This is a genomic window from Xanthomonas phaseoli pv. dieffenbachiae (genome assembly GCF_008639345.1).
In the GTDB taxonomy this organism is placed as follows: Bacteria; Pseudomonadota; Gammaproteobacteria; order Xanthomonadales; family Xanthomonadaceae; genus Xanthomonas; species Xanthomonas phaseoli.
Window position 1 is genome coordinate 1634842 of sequence record NZ_CP041380.1, and the last position, 19111, is coordinate 1653952.

Annotated in this window: 17 protein-coding genes; 7 read left to right on the plus strand and 10 right to left on the minus strand. The window is 64.3% G+C overall.

Annotation, left to right across the window (positions count from 1 at the left end; all coding sequences use genetic code 11):
* Positions 1-203: 203 nt before the first annotated feature.
* Positions 204-1571, minus strand: coding sequence for an adenylosuccinate lyase (gene purB, locus FLG15_RS07515; protein WP_041019230.1), 1368 nt, complete (start codon positions 1569-1571; stop codon positions 204-206).
* Between the two features lie 166 nt (positions 1572-1737).
* Here purB and FLG15_RS07520 point away from each other — a divergent pair, with 166 nt between their 5' ends.
* The gene (locus FLG15_RS07520) at positions 1738-2721 is read left to right on the plus strand and encodes a CAP domain-containing protein (RefSeq protein ID WP_150145778.1); all 984 of its coding nucleotides are present in this window, start codon (positions 1738-1740) and stop codon (positions 2719-2721) included.
* A 10-nt stretch (positions 2722-2731) separates the two neighbouring features.
* On the opposite strand, the gene FLG15_RS07525 is transcribed toward FLG15_RS07520, so the two are convergent.
* Positions 2732-4117: a hemolysin family protein gene (locus tag FLG15_RS07525; protein WP_209228154.1), complete on the minus strand. Its 1386-nt coding sequence runs from the start codon at positions 4115-4117 to the stop codon at positions 2732-2734.
* A gap of 220 nt (positions 4118-4337) precedes the next feature.
* Between FLG15_RS07525 and FLG15_RS07530 the strand changes: the two genes are divergently transcribed.
* The gene (locus FLG15_RS07530; protein WP_057678258.1) at positions 4338-5741 is read left to right on the plus strand and encodes a class II fumarate hydratase; all 1404 of its coding nucleotides are present in this window, start codon (positions 4338-4340) and stop codon (positions 5739-5741) included.
* Positions 5742-5866: 125 nt separating this feature from the next.
* Here FLG15_RS07530 and FLG15_RS07535 read toward each other — a convergent pair whose 3' ends face one another.
* From FLG15_RS07535 to FLG15_RS07570, 7 genes are all read right to left on the minus strand, one after another.
* Positions 5867-6289, minus strand: a complete 423-nt coding sequence (locus tag FLG15_RS07535) for a hypothetical protein (protein WP_057678257.1) — start codon at positions 6287-6289, stop codon at positions 5867-5869.
* A 355-nt stretch (positions 6290-6644) separates the two neighbouring features.
* A complete protein-coding gene (locus FLG15_RS07545; protein ID WP_057678256.1) occupies positions 6645-7175 on the minus strand; it encodes a DUF2884 family protein in 531 nt (176 codons plus the stop codon).
* A 31-nt stretch (positions 7176-7206) separates the two neighbouring features.
* The gene (locus FLG15_RS07550) at positions 7207-8025 is read right to left on the minus strand and encodes a DUF4097 family beta strand repeat-containing protein (protein WP_057678255.1); all 819 of its coding nucleotides are present in this window, start codon (positions 8023-8025) and stop codon (positions 7207-7209) included.
* A 10-nt stretch (positions 8026-8035) separates the two neighbouring features.
* Positions 8036-9022 carry a hypothetical protein gene (locus tag FLG15_RS07555; RefSeq protein ID WP_041019234.1) on the minus strand — a complete coding sequence of 329 codons (987 nt, stop codon included), beginning with the start codon at positions 9020-9022 and terminating at the stop codon, positions 8036-8038.
* Complete coding sequence (locus FLG15_RS07560; protein ID WP_150145782.1) at positions 9019-9894, minus strand: ABC transporter ATP-binding protein; 876 nt, start codon at positions 9892-9894, stop codon at positions 9019-9021. The genes FLG15_RS07555 and FLG15_RS07560 overlap by 4 nt, the downstream gene beginning before the upstream one ends.
* Positions 9891-10253, minus strand: a complete 363-nt coding sequence (locus FLG15_RS07565) for a GntR family transcriptional regulator (RefSeq protein WP_003483692.1) — start codon at positions 10251-10253, stop codon at positions 9891-9893. The genes FLG15_RS07560 and FLG15_RS07565 overlap by 4 nt, the downstream gene beginning before the upstream one ends.
* A gap of 2 nt (positions 10254-10255) precedes the next feature.
* Entirely contained in the window at positions 10256-10504 is a 249-nt protein-coding gene (locus tag FLG15_RS07570) for a hypothetical protein (protein ID WP_081022799.1), read from the minus strand.
* A gap of 133 nt (positions 10505-10637) precedes the next feature.
* On the opposite strand from FLG15_RS07570, the gene FLG15_RS07575 reads away from it, so the two are divergent.
* Genes FLG15_RS07575 through FLG15_RS07595 form a run of 5 tightly spaced genes read left to right on the plus strand, consistent with a single transcriptional unit; the run spans position 10638 to position 15909 of the window.
* The gene (locus FLG15_RS07575) at positions 10638-11195 is read left to right on the plus strand and encodes a glutathione peroxidase (RefSeq protein ID WP_057678253.1); all 558 of its coding nucleotides are present in this window, start codon (positions 10638-10640) and stop codon (positions 11193-11195) included.
* Positions 11196-11230: 35 nt separating this feature from the next.
* Positions 11231-12400, plus strand: a complete 1170-nt coding sequence (locus tag FLG15_RS07580) for a LacI family DNA-binding transcriptional regulator (RefSeq protein WP_370512615.1) — start codon at positions 11231-11233, stop codon at positions 12398-12400.
* A gap of 13 nt (positions 12401-12413) precedes the next feature.
* On the plus strand, positions 12414-13724 hold the full coding sequence (fucP, locus tag FLG15_RS07585; RefSeq protein ID WP_033474070.1) for an L-fucose:H+ symporter permease: 1311 nt from the start codon (positions 12414-12416) through the stop codon (positions 13722-13724).
* Positions 13721-14707, plus strand: a complete 987-nt coding sequence (locus FLG15_RS07590; protein ID WP_057677689.1) for a carbohydrate kinase family protein — start codon at positions 13721-13723, stop codon at positions 14705-14707. The genes fucP and FLG15_RS07590 overlap by 4 nt, the downstream gene beginning before the upstream one ends.
* Positions 14704-15909 (plus strand): AGE family epimerase/isomerase, encoded by a 1206-nt coding sequence (locus FLG15_RS07595; protein ID WP_057677690.1) that lies wholly within the window; start codon positions 14704-14706, stop codon positions 15907-15909. Before FLG15_RS07590 ends, FLG15_RS07595 begins: the two co-directional genes overlap by 4 nt.
* A gap of 140 nt (positions 15910-16049) precedes the next feature.
* Here FLG15_RS07595 and metH read toward each other — a convergent pair whose 3' ends face one another.
* A complete protein-coding gene (metH, locus tag FLG15_RS07600) occupies positions 16050-18803 on the minus strand; it encodes a methionine synthase (RefSeq protein WP_057677691.1) in 2754 nt (917 codons plus the stop codon).
* Positions 18804-19111: the final 308 nt, after the last annotated feature.

Below are 19111 nucleotides of genomic sequence, written 5' to 3' on the forward strand. Positions count from 1 at the left end.
TGCAGGCGCTGGCCGGGCGTCCAATACGCCAACGACGTGCAATCCGTCCGGTGCGAGGTGTCTTGGACTCGTTATCACTGGGCCTGATCGGGCTGCATCGGCATGTGGTCATGTCGATGCAGGCTCGCCGATGCAGCTTCGCCGATGAGGTCGATGACGTGACCCGCTGCGCAGGCTCCCTCCGCGCGTGCGGTTCGGTCAGCTCAGATCGCGCGCGCCAACTGCTCGGCCAGGCCGGTGTAGGCGCCCGGGGTGAGCGCGCGCAGGCGCTGCTTGTCGTCTTCGGGCAGTTGCAGGCTTTCCACGAAGGCCTGCATCGAGGCGGCGGTAATGCCCTGGCCGCGGGTCAGCGCCTTGAGTTGTTCGTACGGATTGGGCAGGCCGTGGCGGCGCATGACCGTCTGCACGGCTTCGGCCAGCACTTCCCAGGCCGCATCCAGGTCGGCATCCAGGCGCTCGGGGTTGACGGTGAGCTTGCCCAGGCCCTTGGCCAGCGAATCCAGCGCGACCTGGGTGTGGCCGAACGCGGTGCCGAGTGCGCGCAGCACGGTGGAATCGGTGAGGTCGCGCTGCCAGCGGCTGATCGGCAACTTGGCGGAAAAGTGTTCGAACAGCGCGTTGGCGATGCCGAAATTGCCCTCGGCATTTTCGAAGTCGATGGGGTTGACCTTGTGCGGCATGGTCGAGGAGCCGACTTCGCCCTCTTTGAGCTTCTGCTTGAAGTAGCCCAGCGAGATATAGCCCCAGATGTCGCGCGCCAGGTCGATCAGGATGGTGTTGGCGCGGCGGCTGGCATCGCCGATTTCGGCCACATTGTCGTGCGGTTCGATCTGGGTGGTGTAGGGGTTGAACACCAGGCCCAGGCTTTCCACGAAACGCTGTGCGAACGCCGCCCAGTCCAGGTCCGGGTACGACACCAGGTGCGCGTTGTAGTTGCCGACCGCGCCGTTGATCTTGCCGGTCAGTTCGACTGCGGCGATCTGCTTGCGCTGGCGCTCCAGGCGCGCGACCACGTTGGCGATTTCCTTGCCGAGCGTGGTGGGCGAGGCGGTCTGGCCATGGGTACGCGAGAGCATCGGCTGGGCCGCCTGCGCATGCGCCAGGCTGCGCAGCGAGGCGACGATGCCGTCCAGGCTAGGCAGCAGCACCTCGCGGCGGGCCTGCTCTAGCATCAGGCCGTAGCTGAGGTTGTTGATGTCTTCGCTGGTGCAGGCAAAGTGCACGAATTCCAGTGCCGGCCCGAGCTCGGCGTCGTCGGTGAGCTGCTCCTTGATGAAGTACTCCACCGCCTTGACGTCATGGTTGGTGGTGCGCTCGATCTCCTTGACGCGGGCGGCATGGGTGACGCTGAAGCCATCGGCCAGCGCACGCAGGCGCTGCGCGGCGCTTTCCGAGAACGGCGCCAGTTCGGCGATGCCCGGCTCGCTGGCCAGTGCCAGCAGCCATTCGATTTCGACCTTGACCCGGGCCTTGATCAGGCCGTATTCGGAGAAGATCGGGCGCAGCGCATCCACCTTGGAGGCGTAGCGGCCGTCGAGCGGGGACAGGGCGAGCAGGGCGGAATCCGACATGGGCAAGGGAGGCAGCGGTGACGGTGGGGCCAGCATTCTACGCCGCCAGGGCCGCGGGCAGGTCCGCAGCGCTGCAAAACCGGTCCTCCAACCCCGCGCCGACGTGGGCTGAATGGCGGGCTATCCGCGCGGCAGAGAAGCCCCGACATGGCGCGAGCTGCACTTTATGGTAGAGCTCCCCGCGCTGTTCCGGCCTGCCATGCGCCCGATCTTCGCTCGCCTCGCCTTCGCGATCTTGTCCGCCGCGCTGCCCGCCGCCGCGCAGGATGCCGACTTCGCCGCGCAGGCGGCGGCGCTGTATCGCACCCCGCCCGCGATCGCCGGCTGCCGCGCCGGCGAGCTGCAGCCGGCGCAGCGACAACGCGTGCTGGCGCTGATCAACGACATCCGTCGGCTGCACGGTCTGGAGGCGGTCGACGACGACCCGGCGGCCGAGACCGAAGCCACCCAGGCGGCCTTGGTCATTGCCGCCAACGGCCGCCTCAGCCATACGCCGACGCCTCACTGGCGCTGTTATTCCGACACCGCAGCCAGGGGCGCGCGCCGCAGCCTGATCTATGGCGGGGTCAGCTCGCCGCTGCTGCGTTTTTCCAGCGCCGAACAGATCGTGATCGAGTGGCTGACCGACGCCAACAACGTCAGCGCCGGTGGATTGGGGCACCGGCGCTGGCTGCTGGATCCGTTTCTGCAACGCGTCGCCTTCGGCATGGTGGCCGGTCGCGACGGCGCTGCGGTCAGTAGCGGTGCTGCGCTGCGCTTGGTTCCCGCGGTCGGCGTCGCTGCGCGCACGCGTGAGGATTTCATCGCCTGGCCGATCGGCGAGTACCCGCGCCGCTACTACGTCGACGATGCGCTGTTGTCGTTCACCGCCTTGCCGGACCGCAAGCGCAAGTTCGCCAATCGCGATGTCGACTACGCCGATGCGCATGTGCAGATCCGCGAGCGCGATGGACGCCAACTGCAGGTGCGCAACCTGAGCGACGACCACGAAGGTTTCGGGGTGCCCAACAGCCTGCAGTTCCGGGTGCCGCGCCTGCAGCCGGGTGTGATCTACGACGTGACCATTCGCGGGGTGCGGTTCGGCGGGCAGTCGCGCGATTACCGTTACTGGTTTCGCATCGGCCAATCGCCTGGCGCGTCCGCCGAATGACTCGACGGCTTCAGCTTGCCGCGTCGACGGCTTCGCCCACCGGACGCACCGTGACGGCCTGGATGCGGTGGCCTGCCATGCGCCGCACGGTCAGCAGGTGCCCATCCAGTTCCAGCGTTTCGCCTTCCTCCGGCAGGCGCTGCAGCTGATACAAAATCAGCCCGCCGACCGAATTGACGTGGTCCGGTGCGCTCAGATCCTGACCGAGCAGGCGTTCCAGGCGGAAGATCGAGGTGCTACCGGCGACCAGCAGCGAGCCGTCCTGGCCACGGATCGGGGCATCGCGCACCACATGGCGGTGCTCGTCCTCGATGTCGCCGACCACCACTTCCAGCAGGTCTTCCAGGGTGAAAAAGCCCAGGATGCGGCCTTCTTCTTCCACGCACAGCGCCAGGTGGGTGGTGCCGGTGCGGAATTGCTCTAGTGCGTTGGGAATCGGCGTTTCCAGGGTCAGCACAGTGGGCGGGCGCAGCAGCGGACGCAGATCGTCCAGGTTCTGGCCGCGCGCCATCGCCACCAGCAGATCCTTGGTGTGCAGGATGCCCAGCACTTGCTCGCCATCGGCATCGAACCAGGGGTGGCGGCTGTAGCGCGACTCACTGAATTCGGCCAGCACCGCTTGCAGGTTCATGCCTTCGCGCAGGCTGCGCATGTGCTCGCGCGGACGCATCAGATCGCCGGCGACCAGATCCGGCAATTCCAACGCGTGGCTCATCAAGGCCAGCCCCTGGTCGGGCGTCGCGGCGTTCGGGTCCTGGCGGCCGACGATCAGCATCAATTCCTCGCGTGAGTAACGATGCGAGTGATGTTCCACTTCGCCCCAGCCGAGCAGGCGCAGGAAGCGATTGGCGCTGGTATTGAGGACCCAGATGGCCGGGTACATCAGCCAATAGAAAACGTATAGCGGCGCGGCGGTCCACAACGACATGCGTTCCGGGCGGCGGATCGCCATGGTCTTGGGCGCCAATTCGCCCAGCACGATGTGCAGGAACGAAATCAGGCTGAACGCGATTGCCAGCGCAGTGAACTGTGCCGCTTCCGGCGACAGGCCCAGTGTGTCGAATAGCGGTTGCAGCAGATGCGCGAACGCCGGCTCGCCGACCCAGCCCAATCCGAGCGAGGCCAGGGTGATGCCGAGCTGGCAGGCCGACAGATACGCATCCAGATGCGCGTGTACACCGAGCAGCAAACGCCCGCGCCAGCCGTTGGTCTGCGCCAGGCCCACCGCTTGCGTGTGCCGCAGCTTGACCAGCGCAAATTCGGCGGCGACAAAAAACCCATTCAACAGCACCAGCAGCAATGCCACCAACAGTAGCAGGACGTTACCCCACATGGCCGCCTCCATGCGCTGCGGGAGCGGTACATCGGCATGCGACCGCATGTGCAGCGGCGACAAGCGGTGTCGCGGAAATCGATGCGGAACTTACGTTTCTACAGTCAGGCTCATCGCCCATGGCGGCTTGGTATCTCGTCAGGATCAGCAGGCAGTCTAGCCGACGGCGTGCGACGACATCGTCGCAACGCGGCGAGCGAGTATCGTAGACAGCCTCGCCAGCGTGGGTACGCCCGCCGCCAGCCATCCATCACCACAAATCAGCAATGTGCGGAGAGTGCAGATGAGCGAACGTTTCAGGACCGAACACGACAGCATGGGCGAACTGCAGGTGCCCGCCGATGCGCTGTGGGGTGCGCAGACCCAGCGCGCGGTGCAGAATTTCCCGGTGTCCGGGCAGCCGATGCCGCGCGGTTTCATTCGCGCGTTGGGCTTGATCAAGGCCGCGGCAGCCGGCGTCAACGCCGAGCTTGGATTGCTGCCCAAGTCGATCGGCAAGACCGTGCAGGCCGCTGCGTTGCAAGTGGCCGAGGGTCGCTTCGATGCGCAGTTTCCCATCGATGTCTACCAGACCGGTTCGGGCACTTCATCCAACATGAATGCCAATGAGGTGATTGCCACCTTGGCCACGCGTGCCGGCACGGATGCGGTGCATCCCAACGACCACGTCAATCTCGGCCAGAGTTCCAACGATGTGGTGCCCACCGCCATTCGCGTGTCGGCCTTGCTCGCCGTGCAGGAACATCTGCAACCTGCGCTCAAGCATCTGCGCAAGACCATCGACAAGCGCGCCAAATCGCTGGACAAGATCGTCAAGACCGGTCGCACGCATTTGATGGATGCGATGCCGCTCACCTTTGGGCAGGAGTTCGGCGCGTGGTCGGCGCAGCTGAGTTCGGCGCAGGAGCGTATCGACGACGCGCTCAAACGCTTGCGCCGCTTGCCGCTGGGCGGCACGGCGATCGGCACCGGCATCAATGCCGATCCGCGTTTCGGTGGCAAGGTGGCCAAGGCCTTGTCCAGCCTGAGCGGAGCCAGGCTCCAGAGCGCGGAAAACAAGTTCGAAGGACTCGCCGCACAGGACGACGCGGTGGAGTTGTCCGGCCAGCTCAACGCGCTGGCGGTGGCGCTGATCAAGATCGCAAACGACCTGCGCTGGATGAATGCCGGCCCGTTGGCGGGGCTGGGCGAAATCGAACTGCCGGCGCTGCAGCCTGGCAGCTCGATCATGCCGGGCAAGGTCAATCCGGTGATTCCCGAAGCCACCGTGATGGCGTGCGCGCAGGTGATCGGCCACCACACGGCCATCACCATCGCCGGGCAGACCGGCAACTTCCAGTTGAACGTGACCTTGCCGCTGATCGCCTACAACCTGCTGGATTCGATCACCCTGCTGGGCAACGTGTCGCGTCTGTTGGCCGACACCGCCATTGCCGGGCTGAAGGTGCGTCAGGAACGCGTCCGCGAGGCGCTGGACCGCAACCCCATTTTGGTGACGGCACTGAATCCGATCATCGGTTATGAAAAAGCCGCGGCGATTGCCAAGCGCGCCTACAAGGAGCAGCGCCCGGTACTGGATGTGGCAAAAGAAGACAGCGGGCTCGGCGAAGCGGAACTGCGGCGATTGCTCGACCCGGCGGCATTGACGCGTGGCGGTATCCAGGCCGGCGGTGGTGGCGGGGGTTGATTACCGCAGTGCTTGCGTAGAGCGCACTTGCGCGCGATGGGGCGTTGTCGATGACGCCTGTCGCGCGCAAGCCCGCTCCTACAGGTTTGACGGCCTGGTCGTCGCCTGGCTGAGGTGCCCGAGCGTCAGTGCCGCTCGGCTTGCACGTTACTGAAACTCTCGCGATACGGCTGCAGCGACGGAATTTCATCCAGCAACTCGCCACTGAGGGTCTGGATTTCCGGCGTAGCGGTCAGCTTGATCGACTTGTACTCCGGATCCGGACCGGCCTCGTTGACCGCCTGCTGACGCAGCATCTGCAGGTGGCCGAACAGCAGCTGCAGCTTGGCGCGTGTCGGCTCTTTCTGCGGCAGCGCGATGTCGTCGATCTTGAGCGTGCCGTCGGGGGTGATTTCGGCATTGGCAGCCGGCGGGCGGCGGATCATCACCGATTGCGTGGTGACCGCAACGCGCGGCTTGCCGCGTTCGGCGCGGCGAGACGACTGGTCGCCACAGGCAGCAAGCGTGCACAGCAGCAGCGCCACGCAGAGCATCACGAACTTGTTCATGGGGTCGATGGAATGAGGGGAGCGCACTAGTGTAATCCCGCCCCGGTCTTCGAATCGGCAAAGCGGCGGTCCGGCGCCTGCCAAAATGTCGCAGGGCGTCGATCTGTTTGGTCGCCGTGCACGCATCGCCGGCTCGGAGCGCATTCCGGGCCGGCCACTCAGCCCCCGCACTGGCTGCGCAGGCGGTGAGATACGCAGTTGCCGAGCGTTGCTGAAACAAGCGCTGCCACATCCCCGCGAACGGTCGTCAACCAGGCGTGTGGCGCACAAGCATTGCAGTGGACGAGCGGCACATGCCGCGCCGTGCGACGACCACGCCCGGCCGGCGGTGGGCGTGGTCGGTTTGTCGGCCGCTCTACTTGCGGCAATCGTCGATGTCGTGCTGCGTCAGCGTCGAATACGGCGCAAAGGCCGGCACCAGGTGCGCGGCTGCATCCTGTGCGGTGCGCAGCGTGGCCAGCTGATCGCAGATCTGCAGGGCCTTGTTCTTGAAGGTGTCTGCCTCGGCCTCGATCCTGTCGCCGATCTGGTCGGAGTTGCCGCTGAGCACGCCCTTGATCGCTTCGCCTGCCGCATGTGCGCCAAACGCCGCGCCCTGGGTGCCGATGTCGATGCCCTTCTTGGCCACGCCTTGCACCTGCGCGTAGTAGCTGCGCATCGCCTGACGTTGCGCGTCATTCAAGTCAACCGGCTTGCCGTCGATGCTGAGCGCGCCATCGACGCTGATGGTGGCGGCCGGCAAGCCATCGCGCTTGAGCGTCAGGCTCTTGCCGATAAAGGTCACGCCGGCACCATTGGCCTGGCCGGAGACGTTGACGGTGGGTTCGGACTTGCCGCAACCCACCAGCAACACGCTCATCACTACCGCCGAAACAAGCAATTTCATCAGCAATCTCCCCACATCCTGAAAGAAGTCGTCATTTGTCTGCCGGCACTCGCGTGCTGCCGGTGACATCGCTCACCCTGATATCGCCGCTGCCCTTGCGTGCCACGTTCAGATCGCCGCGCACCTTGCGGACGTTCAACGCGCCGGAAGCGACCGACTCCACGTTGACATTGCCTTGCACATCGCGGATATCGACATCGCCCGAGCCGATCGTGCCGATCTTGATGTTGCCTGCGACGCCGTGCAGCTTGACCTCGCCGGACTGCACTTTCGCCACCTCTGCCGCACCGTGCACCTCGCGCGCCTTGAGGTCGCCCGAGCCCACTGCCAGCACGCGCAGGGCGCCCAGATCTTCCAGCTCGACATCGCCGGAACCCACCTTGGCGGTCACGCGGCCCTTGGTGTGACGAATCGTCATGTCGCCGGAACCCACGTCCGCGCTCACTGCCGCGGCCCCGTTGATCTGCGCATCGCCGGAACCCACGTCGAATTGCACCAGCAGCGTGTTCGGCACGCTGCCGCGCAGGTCCAGGTAGGAATAGCTGTTGCCGAAGGAAAACCGGCGGTCATCGTTCAAGCTCACCACCAGCTTGTCGCCGACGCGCTTCTGGGTCACGGTCAGGTTCTCGAGCAATTCGGCCCTGGCAGCACAGGCGCGCCCGCTCAGTTTCCCGCCGCCGCTGGGCGAGGCGTCCAGATGCAGGTCGTTGGAAGCGACTTCGAACAGGACCGACTTCACGCCGGTCAGTTGCAGGTCCAGGCTGCGTGGCTCGGAGAATTTGCACTGCTCCTCTGCTGCTGCAACAGCGGGCAATGCGAGCAGGATGGCCAGGCTCAGGGTCAGGCGCATGCGATGTCCCTCAGGCTTCGGAGCGCCGGCGGCGCAGGTAGATGGAAGCGGCGATCAAGGCGATACCGACGGCTGCGCCAATCCAGATGTCCGCGCTGCCATAGACGCGCGTGCTGTCGGTGTGCTGCAGGGCCCATTGCACCAGGTCGCTGGGGTTTTGCAGGGTGCTGCTGTCCAGATTGCCGCTGACGGCAAGAGGCGACCAAGTGCCGGGCAAGGCGCTGAGCAGGCCGCGGTAGACGACGACGTACCAGATCCAGCCGATCGGCAGCGACACGCCCGGCATCGCCGAGAGAATGCTCAGCATCACGCAGGCCAGCAGCGGGAACAGCACCGCCCACAGGAACGGCTTGCTGTTGGCCCAGGCCGAGCAGAACATCAGCCAGCCCACGGTCGGCAGCGCCCACAACAGGCTCATCGGCACGGTCTTGAGCAACAGCCACAGCAGCGAAAACGGGTGCGAATGGGTCGCCAGCGCCCAGGGGCTGGGCACACCGGCAATCAGGGCGCCAACGATGGCAATCAACCACAGCGCCATGCCGACCGCCGCACCGATGGCGATGGAGATCAGCGGCGCCAGCAGCAACGCCCAGGCGGCCTTGGACAACACCGTCTGCACGTCCGACACCGGCAACGATTTCCAGAACAGCACGCTGCGGTCGCGACGGTCGTCGTACAGGCTGCCGAGCGCGTAGAAAAACACCACGAACGCCAGGACCACCGAGGCGATGCCGATGCCGCCCAGCAGCAGGCCGTCGCCGACCTGGCCCAGCGTACGGGTGTATTCGGCCAGATCGTCCATGGTGATGCTGTCGCCGACCATGTTGCGGCGCGCACTGATCGCACCGATCACCGCGCCCAGCAGCGCGAAGAACACCGCAATGCCGCCGGTGATGAACTGTGCCCACACGAAGCCGCCACGGTGCTCCCAATATTCGCGCTTGAGCAGCCAGGCGAAGGTACGTGCGGGTGATGCTTGGTTGGTCACTGCATTCATGCGTAGGTCCCCTTCATGACCGCAACGAACAGGTCGGCTAGGCCGGGATTGCGGGTTTCGCCGAAACGGGCGAGCTGCTCTTTCGGCGCGCCATCGAACAACATCACGGTCTTGCCGAACGGCAGGCCGCGCTCGTCGATCGGTTTCAGGGCGCGCGCTGCATCCAGCTGGTCGGCACCGACAAGGACTTCGGTATAGCGCTCAGAGACGCTTTCCATATCGGCGGTGAGCACGATGCGGCCGTCGCGGATGAACATCACATCGGTGAGGATGTGTTCGATCTCTTCGACCTGGTGGGTGGTGACGATGATGGTCTTCTGCTCGTCGAAGTAATCCTCCAGCAGTCGCTGGTAGAACTGCTTGCGGTAGAGGATGTCCAGGCCCAGGGTCGGTTCGTCCAGCACCAGGATGCGTGCGTCGATGGCCATCACCAGCGCCAGATGCAGCTGCACGATCATGCCCTTGGACAACTCGCGCACCCGCGATTTGCGGTTGAGCTGGGTGTTGGCCAGGAAGCGCTCGCATTTGGCACGATCGAAACGCGGATGCACGCCGGCGACGAAATCGATCGCTTCGCCGACCCGCAACCAGCGCGGCAGCACCGCCACATCGGCAATGAAGCAGACCTCGTTCATCAGCGCATTGCGCTGGGTGCGCGGGTCCATGCCGAGCACGCTCAGTTCGCCATCGAAATCGGTCAGCCCCAGCACCGCCTTGAGCGCGGTGGTCTTGCCGGCGCCGTTGGGGCCGATCAAGCCGACGATGCGGCCGGCGGCGATGCTGAAGCTGGTGTTGTCCAGCGCGAGCCGATGCTTGTAGGCCTTGCGCAGGCCACGTGCGTCGACCACATGGTCGGAGGAGACGGCGGTCATGGTGTTTTTCCCTGTGGCAACAGATCGTCGATGGACAGTCCCAGGCGCTGGATCCTTTCCAGCACGGCGGGCCATTCTTCATTCAAGAAACGCTCGCGTTCGCTGCCACGCAGCTTCTGTGCGGCTTCCGGGGTCATGAACATTCCCAGGCCGCGGCGTTTCTCCACCAGGTTCTCGTCGGCCAATTCCTGGTAGGCGCGCGAGACGGTGATGGGGTTGAGTTGGTAATCGGCTGCCACCTGGCGCACCGAGGGCAGGGCATCGCCGGGCTTGAGAATTCCATCGAGCATCATGGCAATCACCCGTTCCTTGAGTTGGCGGTAGATGGGAGCGCCGTCGCTCCACTGAATGTCGTTCATGATCAGCTCCGTGGGCGCAGGGCCTGCGCGAAGGAGAAATAGGGCATCGACAGCGAAGCGCACACATGCCGGCCAGGCCGGGAACGCGCTTCGGGGGGAGTTGTCGCGTTTTCCGTAACCGCCTCCGACACGCCATAATCGGCGCCGGACTCCGTCACCTGACTGGAAGCGGCTCCCAGGCAACCAATGGCAAACAGGGTGCTGCCGAACAGCAACAGCGGAACTGGTCGCGTCAAGCGTGTGCTGTTCATGCTTTCCCCTGCGTTGGGTGACTGGTGTTGTATTCAACTATAACACCGACACGCAGGCAGTCAACTGTTTGTCATCCCCAACTGATGGCACCCCTTGGCGGTGCGCCGCCTCAACTCTGGAAGGGCATTGCTCATGTTGCTCAATCGTCTGCTAGCTCTTGTATTGACTGGCTTTTTTGCAACCTCCGCGTTCGCTGCCGGCACTCCGGTGCTGGATGTGGAGTACCGGCCGTTGGCCGGCAAGACGCCAATCAACCTGAACCGTACCTACGGCGGCAAGGTCGTCATGGTGGTCAACACTGCCAGCAAGTGCGGCTTCACCCCGCAGTACGAAGGACTGGAAGCGCTCAACCAGCGCTTCGGCAGCCGCGGCTTCACCGTACTGGGCTTTCCATCCAACGATTTCCAGGGACAGGAACCGGGATCCGAGAAGCAGATCCAGGAATTCTGCACGCTGACCTATGGCGTGAAGTTCCCGATGTTCGAAAAGGTCCATGTGCTGGGTACCGAGGCAACGCCGCTGTATCAGCGCCTGACCCAGGCCACTGGCGTGGCGCCGGGCTGGAACTTCCACAAGTATCTGATCGGTCGCGATGGCCGGGTGGTTGCGCAGTTCCCCAGCAAGATCAAACCGGACGATCCGAGCGTGCTGGCAGCAATCGAACGCGAGCTCAAGGCGCCGGCGCGCTGAGCGCAGCGCTCGCATCGCCGCGCGCGCATGCGACAATGCACATTCAGCGCCATCGGTGGCGTGTCTTTTCACTTTTGGGAAGTGCATCGAATGAAGATGGGAAAGCGCGGCGCGGCGGCGTCGTTACTGATGGTGGCAATGGCGGGTTACGCGATATCGCCAGCGCCATCGGTGTCTCGCGCGCAACGGTGTCGCTGGTGCTGCGCGGAAGCCCGCTTGTGCATGCAAGTACGCGCGCGCGCGTGGAGGCCGAATTGGATCGGCAGAACTACGTCTACAACCGCGCCGCGGCGAATCTGCGCCAACGCACCTCGTCCAGCGTCGCGCTGGTCATCAACGATTTGTCCAACCCGTTTTTTGCCGAGTTCGCCGCCGGTGTGGACGAGGCGCTGGGCGCAGCCGGTTATGTCACGTTGCTCGGTAGCACCGGCGAATCGACGCAGCGTCAACAAGCAGTGCTGACCTCGCTGATGGAGCACACGCCGGCGGGCATCATCCTGTCGCCGGCCGAAGGCAGCCAGGCGCAGGCGCTGACCCAGGTGCTCGGCCGCCAACGCAACGTGGTGCTGTTCAATCGCGAGGTGGAAGGCGCGCAATGGGATCTGCTGGCGCTGGATAACGCACAAGGCGCGTTCGTGGCCTGCTCGCATCTGATCGCGCAAGGTCATCGGCGTATCGTGTTTTTCGGTGGTCATGCCGCATCCAGTTCCTGCCGGCAGCGTCGCGCCGGTTACGCGCGCGCGATGCAGGCGGCGGACCTGCAAACGCATTACGTCGAGTCGGCCCCAAACCGCCAGGACGCAGCAGTGTGCGGGGCGCGCTTGCTGAGCAGTGCGGCGCACGCGGCGACTGCAGCGGTCTGCTACAACGACAGCGTTGCGCTCGGTTTAATGGCGGCGTTGGCCAAGCACGGCATCGTACCTGGCCGCCACTTTGCGGTGACCGGCTTCGACGATATCGCCGAAGCGGCGCTGTTCACGCCTGCATTGACCACCCTGGCTGCAGACCCGCGTGCGCGTGGCAGGCAGGCTGCGCAACTGGTACTGCAACGCATCGGTAGCCCGGGGCTCGCCGCACAACAGCTGACCGCTGCAGTCGCCTTGAATATTCGTGCGAGCAGCGCCTGCGGACCGACAACGCAGCTGTCATCACCTCCCCCGAGCGGTCCATCCGCCCATTCCCCCACCAAGGCCTCAGGCCGCTGACCAGGCAACTCCTATGGTTTCCCTTTCCACGCAATCCTCCGTGCCTAGCGGCAGCAAGGCGCCTGTCAATAACGGCGTCGCGCTGTCGGTGGTCACCACGATCTTTTTCATGTGGGGCTTTCTGACCTGCCTCAACGACATCCTGATTCCGCACCTGAAGGCGGTGTTCGAGCTCAACTTCGCGCAGGCGATGCTGGTGCAGTTCACCTTCTTCGGCGCGTACTTCCTGATGTCGCTGCCGGCTGGTTGGCTGGTGAATCGGTTGGGCTATAAGCAGGGCATCGTGGCGGGGTTGGCGGTGGCGGCGGTCGGCGCGCTGGGTTTCTGGCCGGCGGCGGAATTGCGCGTATACGGCGCATTTCTCGGCGCATTGTTCGTGCTGGCCACCGGCATCACCATCTTGCAGGTGGCGGCCAATCCCTACGTCGCCTTGCTGGGTCCCGAGCGCAGCGCCTCCAGTCGCCTGACCCTGGCCCAGGCACTGAATTCGCTCGGCACCGCCATCGCGCCACTGTTGGGCGGCTGGTTGATCCTGTCCAACACGGTGATGAGCGGCGACCAGCTGAAGGCATTGCCGGAAGCCGAGCAACTGGCTTACCGCGTGCAGGAAGCGCAGGCTGTGCAAGGCCCGTACATCGGGCTGGGTATCGTGCTGTTCTTGCTGGCGGTTTTCGTGTTCTTGTTCCGTCTGCCGGCGCTGACCGATGCCAGCGCACAGAAAGACGACAGCACGCATTCCTTGCTCGATGCCTTGCAACACCCGCATGTTCGATTCGGTGTGTTGGCGATCTTCTTCTATGTGGGCGCAGAAGTGGCGATCGGCAGCCTGATGGTCAACTACTTCTCGTTGCCGCAGATCGGTGGGTTCACCGAGCGCGAGGCGACCAAGTATGTGTCGGCCTACTGGACGCTGGCGATGATCGGCCGCTTCATCGGCTCGGCGCTGCTGGCCAAGCTGTCGCCGCGCGTGTTGTTGTCGGTGTTCGCGGCAATCAATGCGCTGTTGCTGGGCCTGACCATGGCCAGCGGCGGCATGTTGGCGGTGTATGCACTGGTGGCGATCGGCCTGTTCAATTCGATCATGTTCCCGACCATCTTCACCTTGGGCATCGAGCGGCTTGGTCCGCTGACCGGGCGCGCGTCGAGCCTGCTGATCATGGCCATCGTCGGCGGCGCCATCGTGCCGTATCTGCAAGGGTTGCTCGCCGATGGCATCGGCCTGCATGAGTCGTTCGTGCTGCCGTTGCTGTGCTACCTGTACATCGTGTTCTACGGTATCTGGGGCTCGCGGTTGCGCGGTGCACTGGCGGAGGCACGCGCATGAGTGCGACCAAGCATCAGGTGGTGTGTTTCGGCGAAGCGCTGATCGACATGCTGGCATTACCGCAGACCCAACCGGACCAGGCGCGTACCTTCGCGCAATATGCCGGCGGTGCGCCGGCCAATGTCGCCGTTGCGGTGGCGCGCCTGGGGGGCGCTGCGCATTTTGTCGGCATGCTCGGGCGCGACATATTCGGCGATTTCCTGCTGCAAAGCCTGCAGCAATCCGGCGTGGCGACCGACGGCATCGTGCGCACCGATCAGGCCAAGACTGCGTTGGCGTTCGTTGCGCTGGACGAAGCCGGCGAGCGCAGTTTCAGTTTCTACCGTCCGCCGGCAGCGGACTTGTTGTTCCGTCCCGAGCACTTCGCTGCGGACGGGTTTAAGCAGGCAGCGGTCTTGCATGTGTGCTCCAACAGCATGACCGAGCCGGAGATTGCCCAGTGCACGCTCGACGGCATGCGCCGTGCGCGCGCCGATGGCGCCATCGTCAGCCTGGACCTCAACCTGCGCCCGATGCTGTGGCCGCAGGATGTGAACCCGGCGCCGCTGCTATGGGAGGCGTTGGCGTTGGCCGATGTGGTCAAGCTGTCGCGCGAGGAACTTGAGTATCTGGCGGGAACGCTCGACAGCGATGCCAGTGCGGTCACGCAAAAGCTGTGGCAGGGCAAGGCCAGTTGGTTGCTGGTCACCGATGGCGGCGGGCGGGTGCATTGGCAGACACGCACCGATTCTGGCCAGGTGCCGGCGTTCCAGGTGCAGGTGCGCGATAGCACCGCCGCTGGCGATGCGTTCGTCGGCGGGCTGCTGTATCAGCTGGCAACGCGTGCTGCATCGCTGGAGCAGCTATGCGGCGATCCTGCGGCAGTCAATGAGGTGATTCGGTTTGCTGCCGCGGTCGGCGCGCTGGCGGTGACGCGCAAGGGCGCGTTCGCGGCAATGCCGAGCATCGATGAAGTCCATTCCTTGATCCAGGAACAATCATGAGCCGTTTGCCTGCAACACCCGCACCCGATTTCCGTTTGGCTGACGTCTTGCGCCAGCACATCGCCGACACCATGGCGTTCTACCATCCGCGCGCGATCGATCCGGCAGGCGGGTTTTTCCAGTATTTCCGCAATGACGGTTCGATCTACGACGCTGGGCATCGGCACCTGGTCAGCAGTACGCGCTTTGTCTTCAACTACGCGATGGCCTACCGCGAGTTCGGCGATGCGGCGTACCTGCAGGCGGTGCGTCACGGGCTGGATTATCTGCGCAACGTGCATCGCAACCCGCAAACCGGTGGTTATGCGTGGACGCTGCGCGACGGCGTGGTCGAAGACGACATGAATCACTGCTATGGCGTGGCCTTCGTGCTGCTGGCGTATGCGTGTGGTTTGAAGGCCGGTGTCGATGAGGCGCGTGCGTGGATGGACGAGACCTGGCAGCTGCTGGAAAAGTACTTCTGGGACGCGCAGTTCGGGCTGTATCGCGACGAGGCCGACGCGCAGTTCAATTTCACCAGCTACCGCGGCCAGAACGCCAACATGCATATGTGCGAGGCGATGATTGCGGCGTACGAGGCCAGCGGCGAGCAGCGTTATCTCGATCGCGCGCTGGTGCTCGCGGAGAACATGACCCTTCGCCAGGCAGCCAAGGCCGATGGGTTGGTGTGGGAGCATTACGACCTGCAGTGGAATATCGACTGGGATTACAACCGCGACAATCCCAAGCACCTGTTCCGCCCCTGGGGTTTTCAGCCCGGCCATCAGACCGAATGGGCCAAGCTGCTGATGCTGCTGGATCGCTATGCGCCAGCCGATTGGTTGCTGCCCACTGCGCAGCATCTGTTCGATGTAGCAGTAGCGCGCTCATGGGACGCGCAGCGCGGTGGGCTGTATTACGGGTTCGACCCTGACGGCAACGTCTGCGACGACGACAAGTATTTCTGGGTGCAGGCCGAGTCGTTGGCCGCCGCTGCGTTGCTGGCGCAGCGCAGTGGCGACGATCGCTACTGGCAGTGGTACGACAAGCTATGGGCCTATTCGTGGGCGCACATGGTCGACCATCGGTATGGCGCGTGGTATCGCATCCTGGATGCGGACAACCGCAAGTACAGCGATGAGAAAAGCCCGGCGGGTAAGACCGATTACCACACCATGGGCGCGTGCTACGAAGTCTTGAACGTGTTGCGGCCGGCTGCTTGATGCTGGCCTGATCCAGGCGCCGCCGCGCAATGCGGTGGCGTTGCCGCGTAGGAGCGCAGCCCGGCGCGATGGCCTTTTACCTGTGAAGCCTCGTCGCGCCCGGCTGCGCTCCTACGATATCTGCGGTCTGCAGATGCCCCTTACTCCGGGTCGTAATCCAGGTTCGATGCCAGCCAACGCTCGGCCAATGCCAGCGTGATGCCCTTGCGCTTTGCGTAATCGGCCACCTGTTCCTTGCCCAGTCGCCCGACCACGAAGTACTGGCTCTTGGGGTGGCTGAAGTAATAACCGCAGACCGCGGCAGTGGGCAGCATCGCGAAGCTTTCGGTCAGCGACATATCGGCGTTGCGCTCGGCATCGAGCAGATCGAACAAGGTGCGTTTTTCGCTGTGTTCGGGGCAGGCCGGGTAGCCGGGCGCAGGGCGTATGCCGCGATAGCGCTCGGCGATCAAGGCTTCGTTGTCCAGTGCTTCGTCCTGGACGTAACCCCAGAACTCGGTGCGCACGCGTTGATGCAGGCGTTCGGCCAGCGCCTCTGCCAGACGGTCGGCCAACGCCTTGAGCAGGATGGAGTTGTAGTCGTCGTGCGCGGCTTCGAAGCGCGCCACATGTGCATCGATACCGATGCCGGCGGTCACCGCGAAGGCGCCGATCCAGTCCTGCTTGCCGCTGCTCTTTGGAGCGATGAAATCGGCCAGGCAGAAGTCGGGGCGGTCGATGGGCTTGTCGACTTGTTGGCGCAAGAAGTGCAGGAGTTGCCGGGATTGGGGAGTGGAAATTCGGGATTGGCTCTGCCGCTGCCAATCTCCAATCTCCACTTCCGAATCCCGGTGGTCCGTCAGGACCACCTCGACATCATCTCCGACGCTATTTGCCGGCCACAGCCCGAACACGGCCTTGGCCGTCAGCCACTTCTCTTCGACGATGCGCTTGAGCATGCGGCGCGCGTCGCGATACAGCTCGCTGGCCTGGGTGCCGACGATGTCGTCGCTGAGAATCGCAGGGAACTTGCCGGCCAGTTCCCATGCCTGGAAGAACGGCGTCCAGTCGATGAGTTCGATCAGCTCCTGCAACGGGTAGTCGCCGAATACGCGGATGCCTGGCTGGCGTGGGGCCGGTGGGGTGTAAGTGTCCCAATCGCCATCGAAGCGCTGCGCACGGGCTTTTTCGAGCGACACCAGGCGCTTGGCATCGCCGCGGTTACGGTGGCGTGCACGGATTTCCGCGTAATCGGCATCGTTGGCGGCGACGAAGGCCTGGCGCAGGTCGCGCGAGATCAACGATTGCGCCACGCCCACGGCACGCGAGGCGTCCTTCACCCACACGGTGGGTGCGCTGTAGTGCGGGTCGATCTTCAGCGCGGTGTGCGCGCGCGAGGTCGTTGCGCCGCCGATCAACAACGGAATCTCGAAGCCCTGCCGCTGCATCTCGCGCGCCACGTGCGACATTTCTTCCAGAGATGGCGTGATGAGGCCGGACAGCCCGATCAGATCCGCGTTTTCTTCGCGTGCGCGATCCAGGATCACCTGCGCCGAGACCATCACGCCCAGATCCACCACATCGAAGTTGTTGCAGGCCAACACCACGCCGACGATGTTCTTGCCGATGTCGTGCACGTCGCCTTTGACGGTGGCCATGATGATCTTGCCGTTGGACTTGCCGACATCGCCGGTGCGCAGTTTTTCCGCTTCGATGAAGGGCAGCAGATAGGCCACCGCCTTTTTCATCACGCGCGCGGACTTGACCACCTGCGGCAAAAACATCTTGCCGGCGCCGAACAAATCGCCCACCACGTTCATGCCGTCCATCAGCGGGCCTTCGATCACTTCCAGAGGGCGTGTGGAATGCTGGCGCGCTTCTTCGGTGTCGGTTTCCACGAATGCGTCGATGCCGTGCACCAGCGCATGCGCCAGGCGCGCGCGCACCGGCTTGTCGCGCCAGGCCAGGTCTTCGACTTTCGCCGCCCCCTTGGTGCCCTTGTAGCGCTCGGCGATTTCCAGCAGGCGTTCGGTGCCGTCGCGGCGTCGGTTGAGGATCACGTCCTCCACGCGTTCGCGCAGTTCCGGATCCAGCTCGTCGTAGATCGGCATGCCGCCGGCGTTGACGATGCCCATGTCCATGCCGGCCTTGATCGCATGGAGCAGGAACACCGAGTGGATCGCCTGGCGCACGGTTTCGTTGCCGCGGAACGAGAACGAGACGTTGGAAACACCGCCGGAGACATGGCAGTGCGGCAGCGTGTCCTTGATGATGCGGGTGGCTTCGATAAAGTCCACCGCGTAGTTGTCGTGCTCTTCGATGCCGGTGGCCACGGCAAAGATGTTTGGGTCGAAGATGATGTCTTCCGGCGGAAAGCCTACCTGCTCGGTCAGCAGCGTGTAGGCGCGCGTGCAGATCTCGACCTTGCGCGCACAGGTGTCGGCCTGGCCTTGTTCGTCGAAGGCCATCACTACCGCTGCGGCACCGTAGCGCAACACCTTGCGGGCGTGTTCGATGAACACTGGCTCGCCTTCCTTGAGCGAAATGGAGTTGACCACGCTCTTGCCTTGCAGGCACTTCAATCCCGCTTCGATGACGCTCCACTTGGACGAATCCACCATCACCGGAATGCGCGCGATATCCGGCTCGGACATGATCAGGTTGAGAAAGCGCGTCATCGCCTTCTCCGAATCGATCAGGCCTTCGTCCATGTTGACGTCGAGGATCTGCGCACCGCTGTCCACCTGCTGACGCGCGACCTCCACTGCTTCCTCGTAGCGCTCCTCCTTGATCAGCTTGCGGAACTGCGCGCTGCCGGTGACGTTGGTGCGCTCGCCGACGTTGACGAACAACAGGTCTGGCGTAATGACCAGCGGCTCAAGGCCGGACAGGCGGGTGTAGCGGGGAGTGCTCATGCAAGGCTCTGCTGGACGGTGACGGCGCGGACGGTCTTGGTGGGGTGGTGCGCATGGCCGAACGATGCGGCGCGATGGAATGCGGCCCTCATCCGGCGCTGCGCGCCACCTTCTCCCGAAGGCGGGAGAAGGGCAGTGCGCTGCGCTCGGAGCATCCTTGTGGCAAGCCGAGCAATGCGGATCCCTTCTCCCTCCAGCGAAGGACAGGGTGTGTACTGCGCATGGCGCTTCCTCGTGGCAGCCCAAGCGCTGCGCTGTCCTTCTCCCGCCAGCGGGAGAAGGTGCCCGAAGGGCGGATGAGGGCTCAC

Excerpts from the sequence above, each read along its gene's own strand:
- FLG15_RS07520 (WP_150145778.1), top strand. The coding sequence starts at position 1,738 with ATGGTAGAGCTCCCCGCGCTGTTCCGGCCTGCCATGCGCCCGATCTTC.
- FLG15_RS07560 (WP_150145782.1), bottom strand. The coding sequence starts at position 9,894 with ATGACCGCCGTCTCCTCCGACCATGTGGTCGACGCACGTGGCCTGCGC.
- FLG15_RS07580 (WP_370512615.1), top strand. The coding sequence starts at position 11,231 with ATGCACATTCAGCGCCATCGGTGGCGTGTCTTTTCACTTTTGGGAAGT.
- purB (WP_041019230.1), bottom strand. The coding sequence starts at position 1,571 with ATGTCGGATTCCGCCCTGCTCGCCCTGTCCCCGCTCGACGGCCGCTAC.
- FLG15_RS07555 (WP_041019234.1), bottom strand. The coding sequence starts at position 9,022 with ATGAATGCAGTGACCAACCAAGCATCACCCGCACGTACCTTCGCCTGG.
- FLG15_RS07545 (WP_057678256.1), bottom strand. The coding sequence starts at position 7,175 with ATGAAATTGCTTGTTTCGGCGGTAGTGATGAGCGTGTTGCTGGTGGGT.
- FLG15_RS07550 (WP_057678255.1), bottom strand. The coding sequence starts at position 8,025 with ATGCGCCTGACCCTGAGCCTGGCCATCCTGCTCGCATTGCCCGCTGTT.
- FLG15_RS07565 (WP_003483692.1), bottom strand. The coding sequence starts at position 10,253 with ATGAACGACATTCAGTGGAGCGACGGCGCTCCCATCTACCGCCAACTC.
- FLG15_RS07590 (WP_057677689.1), top strand. The coding sequence starts at position 13,721 with ATGAGTGCGACCAAGCATCAGGTGGTGTGTTTCGGCGAAGCGCTGATC.
- FLG15_RS07575 (WP_057678253.1), top strand. The coding sequence starts at position 10,638 with ATGTTGCTCAATCGTCTGCTAGCTCTTGTATTGACTGGCTTTTTTGCA.
- metH (WP_057677691.1), bottom strand. The coding sequence starts at position 18,803 with ATGAGCACTCCCCGCTACACCCGCCTGTCCGGCCTTGAGCCGCTGGTC.
- FLG15_RS07570 (WP_081022799.1), bottom strand. The coding sequence starts at position 10,504 with ATGAACAGCACACGCTTGACGCGACCAGTTCCGCTGTTGCTGTTCGGC.
- fucP (WP_033474070.1), top strand. The coding sequence starts at position 12,414 with ATGGTTTCCCTTTCCACGCAATCCTCCGTGCCTAGCGGCAGCAAGGCG.
- FLG15_RS07535 (WP_057678257.1), bottom strand. The coding sequence starts at position 6,289 with ATGAACAAGTTCGTGATGCTCTGCGTGGCGCTGCTGCTGTGCACGCTT.
- FLG15_RS07530 (WP_057678258.1), top strand. The coding sequence starts at position 4,338 with ATGAGCGAACGTTTCAGGACCGAACACGACAGCATGGGCGAACTGCAG.
- FLG15_RS07595 (WP_057677690.1), top strand. The coding sequence starts at position 14,704 with ATGAGCCGTTTGCCTGCAACACCCGCACCCGATTTCCGTTTGGCTGAC.